Source organism: Paenibacillus gorillae (assembly GCF_000513275.1).
Lineage (GTDB): Bacteria > Bacillota > Bacilli > Paenibacillales > Paenibacillaceae > Pristimantibacillus > Pristimantibacillus gorillae.
Map to the genome: position 1 here is coordinate 40,286 of NZ_CBVJ010000089.1, position 15,235 is coordinate 55,520.

General features: G+C 47.5%; 13 protein-coding genes and 1 riboswitch. Of the genes, 2 read left to right on the forward strand and 11 right to left on the reverse strand.

From position 1 onward, the window contains the following. Positions 1–4: 4 nt before the first annotated feature. The gene (gene liaF / locus TY10_RS15410; RefSeq protein ID WP_042165206.1) at positions 5–997 is read right to left on the reverse strand and encodes a cell wall-active antibiotics response protein LiaF; all 993 of its coding nucleotides are present in this window, start codon (positions 995–997) and stop codon (positions 5–7) included. 282 nt (positions 998–1,279) lie between these two features. Between liaF and TY10_RS15415 the strand changes: the two genes are divergently transcribed. Next, on the forward strand, positions 1,280–2,575 hold the full coding sequence (locus tag TY10_RS15415) for an ammonium transporter (protein ID WP_042165208.1): 1,296 nt from the start codon (positions 1,280–1,282) through the stop codon (positions 2,573–2,575). A 106-nt stretch (positions 2,576–2,681) separates the two neighbouring features. On the opposite strand, the gene TY10_RS15420 is transcribed toward TY10_RS15415, so the two are convergent. The 10 genes from TY10_RS15420 to metA form a co-directional block, all read right to left on the reverse strand. After that, on the reverse strand, positions 2,682–3,059 hold the full coding sequence (locus tag TY10_RS15420) for a hypothetical protein (protein WP_042165210.1): 378 nt from the start codon (positions 3,057–3,059) through the stop codon (positions 2,682–2,684). Positions 3,060–3,203: 144 nt separating this feature from the next. Then, complete coding sequence (locus TY10_RS31035; RefSeq protein WP_202903192.1) at positions 3,204–3,353, reverse strand: hypothetical protein; 150 nt, start codon at positions 3,351–3,353, stop codon at positions 3,204–3,206. Positions 3,354–3,412: 59 nt separating this feature from the next. Further along, a complete protein-coding gene (locus TY10_RS15425) occupies positions 3,413–3,943 on the reverse strand; it encodes a 3D domain-containing protein (RefSeq protein ID WP_042165212.1) in 531 nt (176 codons plus the stop codon). A gap of 79 nt (positions 3,944–4,022) precedes the next feature. Further along, positions 4,023–5,960: a threonine--tRNA ligase gene (thrS, locus tag TY10_RS15430; protein ID WP_042165214.1), complete on the reverse strand. Its 1,938-nt coding sequence runs from the start codon at positions 5,958–5,960 to the stop codon at positions 4,023–4,025. A 427-nt stretch (positions 5,961–6,387) separates the two neighbouring features. Then, positions 6,388–7,332, reverse strand: a complete 945-nt coding sequence (locus TY10_RS15435) for a putative sporulation protein YtxC (RefSeq protein ID WP_042165216.1) — start codon at positions 7,330–7,332, stop codon at positions 6,388–6,390. 245 nt (positions 7,333–7,577) lie between these two features. Beyond that, the gene (locus TY10_RS32090; protein ID WP_042165219.1) at positions 7,578–8,792 is read right to left on the reverse strand and encodes a flagellin N-terminal helical domain-containing protein; all 1,215 of its coding nucleotides are present in this window, start codon (positions 8,790–8,792) and stop codon (positions 7,578–7,580) included. Positions 8,793–9,024: 232 nt separating this feature from the next. Further along, positions 9,025–10,161, reverse strand: coding sequence for a cyclic dehypoxanthinyl futalosine synthase (gene mqnC, locus TY10_RS15445; protein ID WP_042165221.1), 1,137 nt, complete (start codon positions 10,159–10,161; stop codon positions 9,025–9,027). Positions 10,162–10,324: 163 nt separating this feature from the next. After that, positions 10,325–11,497 carry a trans-sulfuration enzyme family protein gene (locus tag TY10_RS15450; protein ID WP_042165224.1) on the reverse strand — a complete coding sequence of 391 codons (1,173 nt, stop codon included), beginning with the start codon at positions 11,495–11,497 and terminating at the stop codon, positions 10,325–10,327. Between the two features lie 4 nt (positions 11,498–11,501). Next, positions 11,502–12,662 (reverse strand): aminotransferase class I/II-fold pyridoxal phosphate-dependent enzyme, encoded by a 1,161-nt coding sequence (locus TY10_RS15455; RefSeq protein WP_042165227.1) that lies wholly within the window; start codon positions 12,660–12,662, stop codon positions 11,502–11,504. A gap of 25 nt (positions 12,663–12,687) precedes the next feature. After that, positions 12,688–13,605 carry a homoserine O-acetyltransferase MetA gene (gene metA / locus TY10_RS15460; RefSeq protein ID WP_042165228.1) on the reverse strand — a complete coding sequence of 306 codons (918 nt, stop codon included), beginning with the start codon at positions 13,603–13,605 and terminating at the stop codon, positions 12,688–12,690. Between the two features lie 101 nt (positions 13,606–13,706). After that, positions 13,707–13,817, reverse strand: a riboswitch (SAM riboswitch). A 363-nt stretch (positions 13,818–14,180) separates the two neighbouring features. Between metA and corA the strand changes: the two genes are divergently transcribed. Next, a complete protein-coding gene (gene corA, locus TY10_RS15465; RefSeq protein ID WP_042165230.1) occupies positions 14,181–15,116 on the forward strand; it encodes a magnesium/cobalt transporter CorA in 936 nt (311 codons plus the stop codon). The last annotated feature ends 119 nt before the right edge of the window (positions 15,117–15,235 follow it).

The following is a 15,235-nucleotide window of genomic DNA, read 5'->3' on the forward strand; positions in this document are numbered from 1 at the left end:
GTCTTTACCCCACCTTCGTAACTCGAACGTCGCCAACGAATGTGCTAACGACTAATTTAATCCGCTTATCCGTCTCGCCATAGGCTGGCGTATAAATATTTACACTTTTGAAAAAGCCGCCTTCGCGTTCTCCCAAAATTTTCACATCACCTACAAATGCACTGGATACCACTTGAATGCCCACTTCATAATCATTGGGAACATACACTTTGACATCACCAACGAAAGAGGAAATGCAAAGCCTTGTTTCCCCGAACGGAATTTGGGCTTTCGTCAGATCGACAACCGTGTCTCCGATAAAATGCGAGATGTTCATCGGCTTCAGTTCCCAGTAGTCGTGACCGATATGAATATCGCCGATAAAGCCGGAACGTGTCTGCGCGTTGGAATCATAATTCCAATATTCGGTTTCATGATGATGATGGTGATGACGGCCATGCCGTTTCGAATGATCGTGATGCTTTTTATAATCATTCTCCTTATACTCAGCTTGCTTCGGCTCGTTCCGATCTTCTTCATGATCTTCACCCGGCTTTGTCGGATCAGGATGAAGCGGAGGCGCTGGCGGCACATGTCCTTGCGGATCTTTGTACCCGGTATACGATTTCCAGTCATCCTTTGGCTCAGAATGCGAGCGGCGCTTGCGTTTCTTAGGCCGCCTGATCATATTGATCCCGATTAAGATGATGATAATAGGCCAAATATAAGGAGCAATATCACCTGCCGACCATGAAAACCAATCCAGATTGCGTCCGAGAAAAACAAATCCGATCAACAGCATAATTCCGCCCCACCAGCCGGAGCCGGAACCGTTGAAAGCACCGGACAGCACCCCCTGCAATCCGAAATAGATCAGAATGACAGGCCAATAAGTGGATATGAGATGGCCTATGCTGAAATCGAAGTCGAGCTGCCCCGTCTGCCGCAGCAGAAAGAGTACGCCAACCGCAATAACGATTACCCCTATAAATAGCCGGTTTATAAAATTTCCATTCATATACTTTCATCTCCTGCCTATGCATTCATTCTTTGTATATTTAGTATAGCTAAAGCTGCCATGCTTCAAAAGGGACGGCCGATTGAACTTGTTCTCCGTCTCTAGACGGAGAAGGAGCGTTTCATCCAGTTCAGCAATGACGGATTTCATAGCTTACATGTCACGAAACATTACGTTAATTCGTTGACATAGCTAACTTCGTCTATTTATAATGATGAACGGATTGGAAAGCAGAGAAAAACCTTACATCAGATTACTCACAGAATAGAGGTTGATCAAAAGATGGACATTACCGAGCTGTCCAGAGGCCTGGATACGGTATGGGTCGTACTAACAGCGGCGATGATCCTGCTGATGGAGGGCGGATTCGCTCTGCTGGAAGCTGGCTTCGTCAGACAGAAAAATGCAGTCAGCATCATTATGAAAGTATTTGTCGATATCTGTTTTGGAGCCCTTGTCTTCTATTTAGTCGGTTTCGGCATTATGTATGGTAAAGATATCGGCGGGCTGTTCGGAGCGAGCGGTTTTCTCATGAAAGGCGATCTCTCTCATATCGTGCTCAACATTTCTAATGAGACGTATTGGCTGTTTCAATGCGCCTTCGTTATTGCAGTCATCTCGATTGTGTCAGGAGCAGTGGCCGAACGTATTCATTTCCGCGCCTACATTCTGTTTACGATCGCAATGACCGGCTTGATCTATCCGCTGGCAGGCCACTGGGTATGGTCGGGCAGCGGCTGGCTTGGCAAGCTTGGCATGATCGACTTTGCAGGTTCGGCGGTTATTCACGCCCTTGGCGGATTCGCTGCTTTGGCAGCGGCAATCTTCATCGGACCGCGGATCGGCAAGTTTATGCCTGACGGCAAAGTCAATATCGTTCCCCCGTCCAACCTTCCCCTTGCATCCGTAGGCGCCTTCATTCTATGGTTCGGGTGGTTTGGCTTCAACGCAGGCAGTACGCTTAGCGCTACCCATTCCGGAATCGGTCATATTGCTATCACAACCATGCTCTCAGCAGCCTCCGGCGGAGCAATTTGCATTTTGTTTACGATGCTGCGTTATAAGAAAGCAGACCCGCCTATGGTGATCAACGGATCACTAGCCGGACTTGTCGGCATTACGGCGGGTTGTGCTTTCGTCTCCGATACCGCCGCTATTCTAATCGGTGCAGTATGCGGCATCGCGATGGTGCTTGCAACTGAGATGCTGGAGCGGAAAAAAATCGACGATCCTGTCGGCGCTTTCGCCGTTCACGGCATAAGCGGAAGCATAGGCACACTAGCCGTCGGTTTGTTCGCCGTTCCAGAGCTGGCGGCGAATTCAGGACAAGGCTATTACGGCCTGTTCTATGGCGGAGGCTGGAGCTTACTGGGCGTACAAGCCCTTGGGCTCGTGACCGTTGCCGTCTGGGGATTCGCTATCACTTGGCTGTTCCTAAAGCTGATTCGTCTCATCATGCCGGTAAGAGTATCCAAGGACGAAGAGCTGGTAGGTCTTGACGTCGGCATTCACGGTGTACCCGCCTATAGCGACAACAGCGACTTCATTGATCTCGACCGGGTGAAAAGCGGAAATTAAAACATTCCATTACAAAAAAAACGTTGTCACCGCTTCATACGGTGACAACGTTTTTTCGTTTCGTTTATTAAAGTCGGGCAAGAGGTTATTACGGAATAAGTGAAGCTTAGCGCAGCTCATTAGCCAGCTCTGATGATACCGAAACCATATCACCAGGTGACGAGCTTAACTGAATCGAACGGGCATTCTCGATCTCTTGACGCAGCTCCCGTACTTTCTCCATCGGTTTTTTAACAAAATGAATGTATTCGACAGCCAGATGATGGTCGGGCTTGCGGCCGGACAGCAGGCGGCGAAAAGCGGACATCGACTGATAGGCGCGCTCTTCCTTCATCCGGCGTTTCTCGTAGCGCTCCACCATCTGCTCGATTTCGATAATTTCCTGTTCTTTCTTTACTACATAGGCATCGATGAATGGCAATACTTCAGCCGCTTTGCGGTGGTATGCAGCTGTATAATTCGTATAAACAATCGGATCCGTCATAACCGTTCACCCAACTTGTATGTTATATTTACTAACATCATCTATCATACAATAGAAGGGCCAGTTTTGAAAACTGTTTTTTTAGATGAAATAAAAGAGAAGCCGGACTAAGCCGGCTCCTCTTTTATTTTTCCCAATACGGGATTACTTTTGCGTATTTTGTGTTGCGTTGTTTGCATTGTTGTTTGCATTGTTGTTTGCATTTTTGTTCGCTGCGTTGCCTTGGTTGAATTCTTCTGCGAATTCAGCATTCAAGTTGCTGTTTTGATTTTTGTTATTTTTGTTTTTAGCCATTGTTATCGTCACCTCCCATACTAGTATGGCAAAGCACCCGATTAATATGCGTTCATATTTCACGATTCAACGTAAGCTTGAGGCAGCGGTTTTCCCGCTTCCACCGCCCGATTTATATCGTTCAACCAAGCCTGCGAAAGCTTGCCGGAGCCTTTGCGCAGCACCTGGACCGTGACCGTTTTTTTCCCCCACTCCGCATACACCTCTTTTACCGTCTCAAAGTAAAGATCGAGCCGATGCCCCTTGATGGCGGAGCCTGTATCGGCTACAACGCCGTAGCCATATCCGGGTATATAGAGCAGCGTTCCGATCGGGAACAGCTTTGTATCGGCGGCAACCGTCGACACTTGACCCCGATGAACCTTTACGCCTGAGTACGTAATGCCGTATTGCGGATGGCCGGGTTTTTTGCCGGTAGATTCGACACCAGCCGTGTAGCCTGTCGCCACCACCTTCACGGAAGCAACCGCCTGCTCCTTATCCTCTTGCGAATAGGCTGGCGGTGCAAATGCGAGCGTTCCGAAGGCGATGAGCATTATAATCATCATCCGTATCGTCTGATTCAATAACAAAAAAAAGCTTGTAACCATTTGGGCAGCTTCCTCCTCAGAAGAAGATTTCCCTAATGGCACAAGCTTTATTCGGTATTTAACCTTTTTGACGTCTTAATTAGATCGTCTTAGAATTGATCTCGCCTTGCAGCAGCTCAATCAGCTCAGCAATTGGCTTGGCGCCGATATCGCCTTCACCGCGCTTACGAATCGATACGGAGCCGGATTGCGCCTCATTGTCGCCGACAACGAGCATATACGGAATTTTCTCCAGCTGCGCTTCACGGATCTTATAGCCCAGCTTCTCGTTGCGCAGGTCGCTTTCAACGCGAACGCCGGCGTTGCGCAATTGCTCTTCCACATCACGGGCATAAGCCTCGTATGCAGTCGATACCGGAATGATCTTCGCTTGAACCGGCGACAGCCACAGCGGCAATGCGCCTGCAAAGTTTTCCAGCAGGAAGGCAGTCATCCGTTCCATCGTACTGATGATCCCGCGGTGGATAACGACCGGACGGTGTTTTTTGCCGTCATCGCCGATGTATTCCAGCTCGAATCGCTCAGGCAGCAGGAAGTCCAACTGTGCAGTCGACAGCGTCTCTTCTTTGCCAAGTGCTGTCTTGATCTGAACGTCCAGCTTCGGACCGTAGAACGCTGCTTCGCCTTCCGCTTCGAAGAACGGCAGACCCAGCTCCTCTACAACCTCGCGAAGCATGCGCTGGGACGTTTCCCACATTTCATCGTTTTGGAAGTATTTCTCTGTATCCTGCGGATCACGGTAGGAAAGACGGAAACGGTAATCTTTAATACCAAAGTCTTCGTATACTTTGCGGATAAGGTTCACGACACGCGCAAACTCTTCCTTGATTTGATCCGGTCGGCAGAAAATATGCGCGTCATTCAGCGTCATCGCGCGTACGCGGTGGAGGCCTGTCAGCGCACCTGACATCTCATAGCGGTGCATCGTGCCCATCTCAGCAATCCGGACCGGCAGGTCACGGTAGCTTCTCATATCGCTTTTGAACACCATCATATGGTGAGGGCAGTTCATCGGGCGGAGTACCAGTTCTTCATTATCTAGCGCCATTGGCGGGAACATATCCTCGCTATAGTGCTCCCAGTGGCCGGAAATTTTATAAAGCTCTACATTCGCCAATACCGGCGTGTAGACATGCTCATAGCCCAGACGCTCTTCCAGGTCCACGATATAGCGCTCCAGTGTGCGGCGAACCTTCGCACCATTCGGCAGCCACAGCGGAAGGCCTTGGCCGACCTCGCGGGAGAACGTGAACATTTTCAACTCTTTGCCCAGCTTGCGGTGATCGCGTTTTTTCGCTTCCTCCAGGAAATGAAGATGCTCGTCCAGCTGTGCTTTTTTCGCAAAAGCAGTACCATAAATACGCTGCAGCATTTTGTTCTTGGAATCGCCGCGCCAGTATGCGCCCGCAACACTCAGCAGCTTGAACGATTTAATACGGCCTGTAGACGGCAAGTGCGGTCCGCGGCACAGGTCGAAAAATTCGCCTTGATCATAAATTGTAAGCTCAGTATCAACCGGCAAATCGCGAATCAGCTCAAGCTTCAGGTTATCGCCGATATCAGTGAAGATAGCGATCGCTTCATCGCGGCTCACAACGCGGCGGCGGATATCCAGATTTTGCTGGACGATGCGTTCCATTTCCTTCTCCAGCTTCGTCAAATCCTCAGGCGTCAACGAATGCTCCATATCAATATCATAATAGAAGCCGTCTTCAATAACCGGACCAATGCCCAGTTTAACGTCGGCGTCGCTGTAAAGCCGTTTAATCGCTTGAGCCAGCAAATGTGCAGTACTATGGCGGTAAACCTCAAGGCCGTCCGCTGATTCAACGGTAACGATCTCAACTGCGGCATTCTCCTCAATTGGCGTATATACGTCCACAACTTTGCCGTTCAGCTTACCGGCAATTGCGTTTTTGCGAAGTCCGGGGCTGATAGAGCCTGCAACCTCTTCGATCGTCGTTCCTGCGGCGTACTCACGAACGGCGCCGTCTGGGAAAGTAACTTGAACAGACATGTTATTCATCCTTTTCTGATCATAAATTTAGCTGGCAGGAGAGCCTGCGTTCAGCGTTCAATGAACGCAAAAAAAGCACGCATCCCGCAAAGGGACGAGTGCTTCTATACCCGTGGTTCCACCCTACTTCGACTGCGACCGCTTCTTAACAAGCCAACCGCTGTCCTTGTATGCTCTGGTAACGGAGAGAATCCGGTACGGCTTACAGACGGTTTCCCGCTTTCAACCGCACAGCTACAAAGGGGTACATCTGCTCCTGCCTGAAGGAAATTTCAGCCTTGTTTCCTCTCTCTGAACGGGCATTAATGAGACAAATGCATATCTTCGTCATTGCTGTTTGCATTTCAATGCTTATGTCCCATATTATAGTCCTCAATGACTTCCCGGTCAATAGTCATATGGAATATATTGGACTTTTTTCAATCCATTAAGGCTGAATTCCGTCATTAATCGTCTCAAACGATGGGCTGCATGCGCTGCATTGCGTACAGACCGACACCCTGTTGTCGAAAATCGTCTCGATCGTACGAATGACCTGCATGTCGGGCTGCCTCGTATGAACCATGATGCTTTTCGGCGATACGGCAATTAAGGAGCTGATGACCATATCCTCGATGTTCATCTCCGTCTCCAGCATTTCTGCGACCATCCGATCCGAATGAGGCTTAGGCTCAAACAGCTGAAACTTGTCATTGTACATGACAAATTCATGATTGCCTTTATGGACAAGATGAACGATCGGCACCTTCGACTCCTGCAGACCGACAAAATATTTGAGCAGCGAAATAAACTCCTGGTACTGTTTATCCAGTACATATTCATCCAACGCATATTCGACAATTTCAGCCAGCTCCTTGCGATAATGCTGAAGCCTGAATGTCGTTAGGCCTGTGAGATCCAGCCATGTATTCTCCTGCAGGAAAAGCTCGATCTCATCTGCGACCTTTGTTTTTCGCCGCTGCCGGTCAGCATCAAGAAACTTTGTCCCGAGTCCATCCCATTCTTTTCCATGCAGCAGCTCATGGCAATACTTCTCAATCATCGGCGCATCTACCGCATAATTGCCCTTATATTGGCGGCGGATCGTGACAGCCAATATTTGCGGCTCCATGCGGGCTACGATAAACTCGGCAATCGCTCTGGAGGCCGACAGATATACCGATTGACTATGTTCGGCAAGCTGAAAATGGGGCAAGAGCGCATGACAGCTTACATGGGGCTCTCCATTCTTCAAAAGCTTGAATTGAATCAACGGTTCATTCGTTTTTGCTTCGATATGTAAATCGTTGGCGGCATAATCATTCATCAGCTGTGCCAGCCCGGATGCTTCATGTTCCAGTGCGGAAGGCAGTGTTACGGTAAACAGCTCCATGAGCTCACCCCTTTCATTCCCCTTCTTAAGTATATGGCCCTAGGCTGGGGGATATACGATGAAGAGTTTGGGAAGTGAAGGGGGGGTTACCCTTTATTTTTGGCGTAAAATAAAGTCAGCCTTGATCGGGAAAATTGCTTCTTCAATTATTTAAGCTTTGCTCATTTGAAGGAACAATCTGTTCGAAACGTATCATTCATGTATTATCCGATTAGGCTGGAAGTTTTCAATTCAATGTAATTAGACTACCCTAGTAATTTTAATACATTTTGGGGGGAGGCATTCGCTTGAACGAGAATTGCCTGTCCCGCATCAGCCAATAATTGTAATTTGGTTAACGCCATCATTTCTTTAGCCATGTCCGCATCCCTAATTCTTGATTCTGCAGACGTTAGATTCTCTGCATAATTCGAAGCATTTTTCTGGGTATGCTCTAAGCGATTTTGATAGGCTCCTAGTTTAGCACGTCCTGTTGAAACTTGATTTATCGAATTTTGCAACGATGACATAGCACTTGAAGAACCTGCTATTGTGGAAATATCTAAGTTATTTATTCCTATAGCCATGCTGGTCATGTTTGGCATATCTAGACTTAGCGTGTCACCAGTACGTTCTCCTGTTTGAATAACTATACCTTCTTGAGCCGTTTCAGATGTTGTAAATTGAAACTTTAAAGTATCGTTGCTGTTCCCGATATCGCCAATATAAATGAAATCACTCTCATTTATATATTGGGTGAACTTATACACATAGTTATCATTCACATCACCCTGAAAAAATAGGTTTGGGCTACCTCCTCCTAGAAAGAAACCATCCCCTGATATACATTTAAGCAATAAATTATCATTATCATATGCGAGCACAAATTTGCTCGCTACCCTCTGCGTATCACTGTCTCCAACTGCTCCTGATTTTACTTTATTGAATGCACTTATTATATTATTTAATGTTTCTGAAACATTGTTTCCTGCTTTAGAAGTTATAGTAATTAGTTTATAGTTCTGTGGAGTATCCGTGGATATTGCTTTCACATATCCTGATGACCCTCCATTTAAAAGCTTAATTCCATTAAATTGTGTATTTTCTGCAATATTATCAATACCGCTCTGTAACTGTGAAAACTCAAATTGAATATTTGCCCGGTCCTTATCGCTATATGTACCATTTGCCGTCTGCACAGCTAACTCATTCATTCTTTGCAGCATAGCATGTATTTCCTGCATCGCACCTTCAGCTGTTTGAATCAGAGATATTCCATCTTGTATATTTCTTGAGGCTTGCTCTAATCCACGAATTTGACCTCGCATTTTTTCAGAAATCGCTAAACCAGCGGCATCATCCGCAGCACGATTAATACGAAGACCAGAAGACAGTTTTTCCATTGTTTTGGATTTGTATTGATTTGTTGTTCGTAATTTATTAGAAACGTTTAACGCTGATATATTCGATATGATTCCCATGACTTACCTCACTAGTAGTATAGTCCCACTCATACATTATTATCGGCATATACTGGGAAATAATTAATGTTAATAAAATAATTTAAATATCTGACCGGAATCATCTATTATACAAATAAGCCCAAAATTATCTCCGTCAGATAATAAAAAAAAGCTTGTTCATATTAATCCCTTTAATTGGACTAATGATGAACAAGCGTAGTAATCATAACTAGCAGATAACAATGTAAGATTAGTTCTGCATAATAAAATCATTTTCAGCCTTCTCCGACTCGGAGTAGACCTTCAAAGTGTTATATTTCGTATCGCGCTGCGCCGGCGTTTTACCAGCCTCGCGGATTAATTGAAGAATAAGTTCAATATTAACTTTATGAGTCGTGCCCGCTGCCGATACGACGTTCTCTTCGATCATCGTGCTGCCGAAATCGTTACAGCCGTAGGAAAGCGACAATTTGCCCATTTCCGGCCCCATCGTTACCCATGAAGATTGGAAGTTATCGATATTATCCAGCATGATGCGGCTTACTGCGACGACTTTCAAATATTCCTCGGGCTTCGCTTTCTCCCGCTTCATATTCGTGTTGTCCGGCTGGAACGGCCAAGAAATAAAGGCCAGGAATCCTGTCGAATCATAGCCGTTGGCAATGCACTCGTCTTGTGCGTCGCGGATGCGCAGCAAATGCAGCGCTCTCTCTTCCATCGTTTCGCCAAAGCCGTAAACCATCGTAGCCGTTGTATTCATGCCGTGACGGTGTGCGGACTTCATCACGTCCATCCAGTCCGTCCATGAGCCCTTCATCCGGCTAATTTTACGACGGGTGCGATCGTCAAGAATTTCCGCTCCGCCCCCAGGCAGAGAATCAAGTCCGGCTTCATGAAGCTGACGGATCACCTCATCCAGTGACAGCCCCTCAGATACGTCTTTCATCTTCTGAATTTCTGCTGGAGAGAATGAATGCATCGTAATATCAGGGAAATTCGTTTTGATTTTACGAAGCAGATCCGTGTAATAAGTGAAAGGCAAATCCGGATTCGTACCGCCCTGCATCAAAATTTCGGTACCGCCAACGTCGATTGTTTCTTGAATTTTGTTCAAAATCGTCTCGTCTGAAAGCACGTAGCCTTCCTTGGAGCCCGGCGCACGGTAAAATGCGCAAAACCGGCAATAAACATCACAAACATTTGTATAATTGACGTTGCGTCCTACAACGAAGGTCGTAACCGGATCAGGATGTCTTCTCAGCATGAGCTGGTTGGCGACATGCCCCATCTTTTCAATTTCATCGGATTCAAACAGAATAACGCATTCTTCTAAGCTTATACGTTCGCCATTCAGCGCTTTATCTAAAATATAGTCAATCGTTGCCACTACGCAACACCTCCTAATTAACCGTTCATTACATGCTACAATTTCATCCTAACATAATTCCTACTAGTCTGACACCCCTGTGAATGTGGCAATTAAACGAACGCATTCTCAGCAAAAAAGGAGTATAGCTGCCCTGTACAAGGAAGCTATACTCCACTATTTATTATGCGCGCAATGCCGCATCCAGATCAGCAATGAGATCCTCTACATCCTCAAGACCAACGGAATAGCGGAGAGTGCCATCTGTAATTCCGCGCTGAAGACGTACTTCCCGCGGCATTGCCGCATGCGACATCATCGCAGGATAAGACAGGATGCTCTCTACCGCGCCAAGGCTGACCGCTACGAGCGGAAGCTCAACGCGGTTCAGCAGTGCTTTGGCAAGGTCGCCGCTGCCAACGTCGAACGAGACAACCGCGCCATACCCTGCCGATTGACGTTCATGAATCTCACGTCCCGGGTGATCTGGCAGACCCGGATAATAGACACGCTCAACATTCGGATGGTTCGAGAGCCATTCCGCCAGTCTCCGGGCGCTGCGTTCGCTTTGCTCCATCCGTGCCTGCAGCGTCTTCATGCCGCGCATCAGCAGCCAGCATTCGTGGGCGCTCAATACGGAGCCGAGGCCATTCTGAAGTGCATAGAGCCTTTTGCCCAGCGCCTCATCCTTCGTTACAGCCAGACCAGCCAGAACATCGCTATGGCCACTTAGAAACTTCGTCGCACTGTGCAGCACGATATCAATGCCGAGCTCCAGCGGACGCTGATGATAAGGTGTCATGAACGTATTGTCGAGCAGCGACAGCAAACCATTCTCCTTAGCCCAATCAGCTACGAGCTTGATGTCGGTAATTTTCAGCGTCGGATTGGAAGGCGTCTCAATAAATACCGCTTTTGTGTTTGGCTTGATTGCAGCTTTTATCGCCTCGAAATCCGTCATATCGACAAAGGTCGTCTCAATGCCAAGACGGCTGAGCACCGTTGTCAGGAAACGATAAGTTCCGCCGTATACATCCTCTGTCACGATGAGATGATCGCCAGCCGAGAACAACAGGAAAGTCGTCGAAATAGCGGCCATGCCGGACGCGAAAGCAAATCCGCGTGTTCCGCCCTCAAGCAGCGCAATGTAATTCTCAAGCGCTTCGCGGGTCGGATTGCCTGAACGGCTGTAATCATGATGCGGCGGGTTAAAGACATCGTGATGATGGAACGTTGATGCTTGGAAAATCGGCGTGCTCGAAGCGCCTGTCTGCTCATCGATTTCGGCGCCGAAGTGAAGCAGCTTTGTCGAAAAACTGCGGCTAGCGATTTTGTCCGGGTTGTTTCTGTCTGCCATCCTGCTATTCCTCCCCAATTTCCTGTTTCGCTGCGGCTAACGCCTGTTCCAAATCTCCGATCAGATCATCCACATGCTCGATGCCCACGGAGAAACGGAGAAGCCGGTCGTCAACTCCGATTTGGCGGCGAATTTCTTCCGGAATGTCCGCATGCGTCTGTACTGCCGGATACGTCATCAGTGATTCCACGCCGCCTAGGCTCTCAGCGAACGCAATGAGCTTCACATGGCGTAAAATCGGCTCTATATAACGGGCATCCTTCAAACGGAAGGAGAAAATACCGGTGTTGCCGGAGGATTGCTTGTTCTGGATATCATAGTTCGGATGATGCGGCAGTGCCGGATAATAGACTTCTTCAACTGCAGGATGAGTCTGCAAATATTCCGAAATTTTCGTTGCATTATATTGATGACGCTCCATGCGCAAAGCGAGTGTCTTCATGCCGCGCATCAGCAGCCAGGAATCCTGCGGCCCAAGTACGGCGCCAATCGAATTATGAAGGAAAGCCATTTGTTCCGAAAGCTCTTTGCCTTTCGTTACGATAAGTCCAGCCAGCACGTCGTTGTGGCCGCCCAAATATTTGGTCGCACTATGAATAACGATGTCCGCTCCAAGCTCAATTGGACGCTGGAAGAATGGCGTCAGCAGCGTGTTGTCGACAATCGTCAGCAGCCCTTTCGCTTTTGCCCATGAGGCTACGCGCTCGATGTCAGTAATCATCATTAACGGATTCGTTGGCGTCTCAATGAGAACAGCTTTCGTATTCGGCTGATACAGCTCGTTGATCCCATCCAAATCATTCGTGTCCACATAAGAGGCTGTTACGCCAAATCTCGACATGATCCTCTCCAGCAGACGGTATGTACCGCCATAAAGATCAAGGGAAACGATAAGATGGTCGCCTTGGCTGAACAGCGCAAAAATCGTTTGCAGCGCTGCCATGCCGGAGCTACAGGCAAAGCCTGCATCCCCGGATTCGAGCTTAGCCGCTGCTTCTTCCAGAACGGAACGCGTCGGGCTTTTCGTACGTGCATAGTCAAAACCGGTGCTTTGTCCCAGCTGCGGATGACGAAAAGCTGTGGATTGGTAAATAGGGAAGCTTACCGCTCCCGTAACTGGCTCCTTAATGGAACCGATCTGCGCCAAATGACTTTCGATTTTCATAATTCGATACGCTCCTTCGTCTCTCTTATATGCCCGCGCCTAATTCATAAGGCGTTTGCTGGTATACATAATAGTTGAGCCAGTTCGAGTAAAGCAGGTTCGCATGCGCGCGCCATGTCGAAAGCGGCAGACGCTCCGGGTTATCACCCGGGAAATAGTTCTTCGGCACATCAATAGCCAGTCCTTTTGCCTTATCGCGATCATACTCGAATTTCAGCGAAAGCGGATCATATTCCGAATGGCCGCTGACAAAAATTTGTCTGCCATCCTTGGAAGCTACAAGGTATACACCGGATTCTTCCGATTCCGACAATATTTCAAGCTCCTCGATTTTCTTGATATCCTCCCGCCGGACTTCTGTGTGACGAGATTGCGGGACGAAAAACATTTCATCAAAGCCGCGGAGCAAGTTAATATTCCGCTTCTCGATTGTGTGCGGAAACACGCCGAAAATTTTATCGTCAAGCTCATATTTCGGAACGCCGTAATGATGGTAGAGTCCCGCCTGCGAGGCCCAACAGATATGGAAAGTCGAAGTAACGTGTTTTTTGCTCCATTCCATAATGTCCTTCAGCTCATCCCAATAGTTGACATCTTCGAAATTCAAATGCTCGACCGGCGCACCGGTTATGATCATCCCGTCATAATACTCATGGGAAATTTCGTCGAAGGTTTTGTAAAAGGACTCCAGATGATCCGCCGACGTGTTCTTCGACGTATGTGTCTTCGGATGGAGCAATACCGCCTCCACTTGCAGCGGCGTGTTGCCGATCAGGCGCAGAAGCTGCGTCTCGGTCGTTTCTTTGGTCGGCATCAGATTCAGAATAACAATTCGTAAAGGACGAATATCCTGATGGTACGCGGTGCTCTCATCCATCACAAAAATGTTTTCGTTGTTCAATACTTCTTTCGCTGGTAAATGATCTGGCACTTTAATCGGCATACGATTCACTCCCTTATCTCAGTCTGGGTATTTAAAGCGCAAAAAATGACCCTTTCTGCAGTGAGAAAAGGTCGTACGCTCAAGAAATAAAGCTTCCGCCTCTCTCATCTCTCAGAAACCTGTAACCATTGGTCTCCGCAAGAATTAGCACCGTGCTTACGCCGGTTGCCGGGCTTCATCGGGCTAGTCCCTCCGCCTGCTCTTGATAAGAAAGTTGATCTATTTGGTTATGCACTTCAATTCCAGTTCTTATTCTTAACTTTAATGGATTCTGGCATTCGCGTCAAGAAGGATTGTAGCATAAGCTATAGCAATCCACAGCCTCTTTTTCTTCTTGAATGTAAATGCACAGCAGGAGTATACTAGACAAGGATTGTGGATTATACCCGATTCTAGATGAATTAGCAAAGGAGTGCATACGGACATGGAAGGCGACCGACCTAAGCCTGACAACAATCGAATACGGTATCTGCCGGATCGAAAGCTAACCTGGGCTTTACGGTGTCTTACGTAACCGTCCCGAAAGCACTTTTCATCCGGCAGTTCTCCGTTAATCAAGAGAGGAGATGCAAGGGATGAAAATTCGTCTCGTAAATAATGGAGTATTTACTCCGATTGAGGATATTAATGAAACGCTGCTTCCCGCAGCAAAAGGCTTCTATTGGATAGACGCAGACGTGGAGGATTTGGCTGTTCTGCAGCCCCTGTTCGGCATGCATGATTTGGCGGTAGAGGATTGCTTGAGCGAAGAAGAGCAGCGTCCAAAAATTGAGATTTATGAAAATCATTATTTTATCGTAATTAACAGCATCCGGTTTGACGATGAGGAAATTTTTCTCCGGGCATTGAACATTTTTCTCGGACGCCATTATATTATAACGGTCACGAAACAAAAAATTAACGAGCTCCGCTCCTTGAAGCCTGTCTTGTGGGAGCAGGAGGTTAGCAGTCCCGATTACTTCCTGTATCATCTGGTCGATATTGTGGTCGATAACTATTTCCTGGTTGGCGACCGAATCGATACCCGGATTGAGACGCTTGAAGAAGATATTCTGATGCACACGAAAAAATCGCATCTGAATGAAATTATCGGTTTGCGCGGCGAAATACTATGGCTCAAAAAAGTGCTTGGTCCGCAAAAGGATGTAATCGCTACTTTAAATAAGAAGGATTTAAAGCTGATTGACGATCAGCTGCAAAAATATTTTAGCGATATTTATGAAAATGCGGTCAAAATCGCGGAGTCCTTCGATACGTACCGCGAGCTTATGGGCAACTTACGAGAGGCTTATCAGTCCAGCATCTCGGCCAGAGCGAATGAAATTATGCGCGTGTTTACCGCGATGACGACGATTTTCATGCCGCTTACGTTCATCACGGGGATATACGGAATGAACTTCGATTTCATTCCCGGCCTGCATTTGCGCGGCGGCTCGTATATTTTGCTCGGCATTATGATGCTGCTGGGCTTCGGCATGTTCTTTATTTTCCGCAAGAAAAATTGGCTGTAAACGGCTTGAGCCGCCGCCGCTACTGCAGTGCCTCAATTCCGGGCAGGCGGCCGGCCAAACTGCAAAATTGCAGTTTGTTTAGCCAATTTCGGTCATTTTCATAGCTCAAAATGTAAAAG

Excerpts from the sequence above, each read along its gene's own strand:
- metA (WP_042165228.1), bottom strand. The coding sequence starts at position 13,605 with ATGCCGATTAAAGTGCCAGATCATTTACCAGCGAAAGAAGTATTGAAC.
- TY10_RS15455 (WP_042165227.1), bottom strand. The coding sequence starts at position 12,662 with ATGAAAATCGAAAGTCATTTGGCGCAGATCGGTTCCATTAAGGAGCCA.
- TY10_RS32090 (WP_042165219.1), bottom strand. The coding sequence starts at position 8,792 with ATGGGAATCATATCGAATATATCAGCGTTAAACGTTTCTAATAAATTA.
- corA (WP_042165230.1), top strand. The coding sequence starts at position 14,181 with ATGAAAATTCGTCTCGTAAATAATGGAGTATTTACTCCGATTGAGGAT.
- TY10_RS15425 (WP_042165212.1), bottom strand. The coding sequence starts at position 3,943 with ATGGTTACAAGCTTTTTTTTGTTATTGAATCAGACGATACGGATGATG.
- TY10_RS15420 (WP_042165210.1), bottom strand. The coding sequence starts at position 3,059 with ATGACGGATCCGATTGTTTATACGAATTATACAGCTGCATACCACCGC.
- TY10_RS15435 (WP_042165216.1), bottom strand. The coding sequence starts at position 7,332 with ATGGAGCTGTTTACCGTAACACTGCCTTCCGCACTGGAACATGAAGCA.
- thrS (WP_042165214.1), bottom strand. The coding sequence starts at position 5,960 with ATGTCTGTTCAAGTTACTTTCCCAGACGGCGCCGTTCGTGAGTACGCC.
- TY10_RS15415 (WP_042165208.1), top strand. The coding sequence starts at position 1,280 with ATGGACATTACCGAGCTGTCCAGAGGCCTGGATACGGTATGGGTCGTA.
- TY10_RS15450 (WP_042165224.1), bottom strand. The coding sequence starts at position 11,497 with ATGGCAGACAGAAACAACCCGGACAAAATCGCTAGCCGCAGTTTTTCG.
- TY10_RS31035 (WP_202903192.1), bottom strand. The coding sequence starts at position 3,353 with ATGGCTAAAAACAAAAATAACAAAAATCAAAACAGCAACTTGAATGCT.
- liaF (WP_042165206.1), bottom strand. The coding sequence starts at position 997 with ATGAATGGAAATTTTATAAACCGGCTATTTATAGGGGTAATCGTTATT.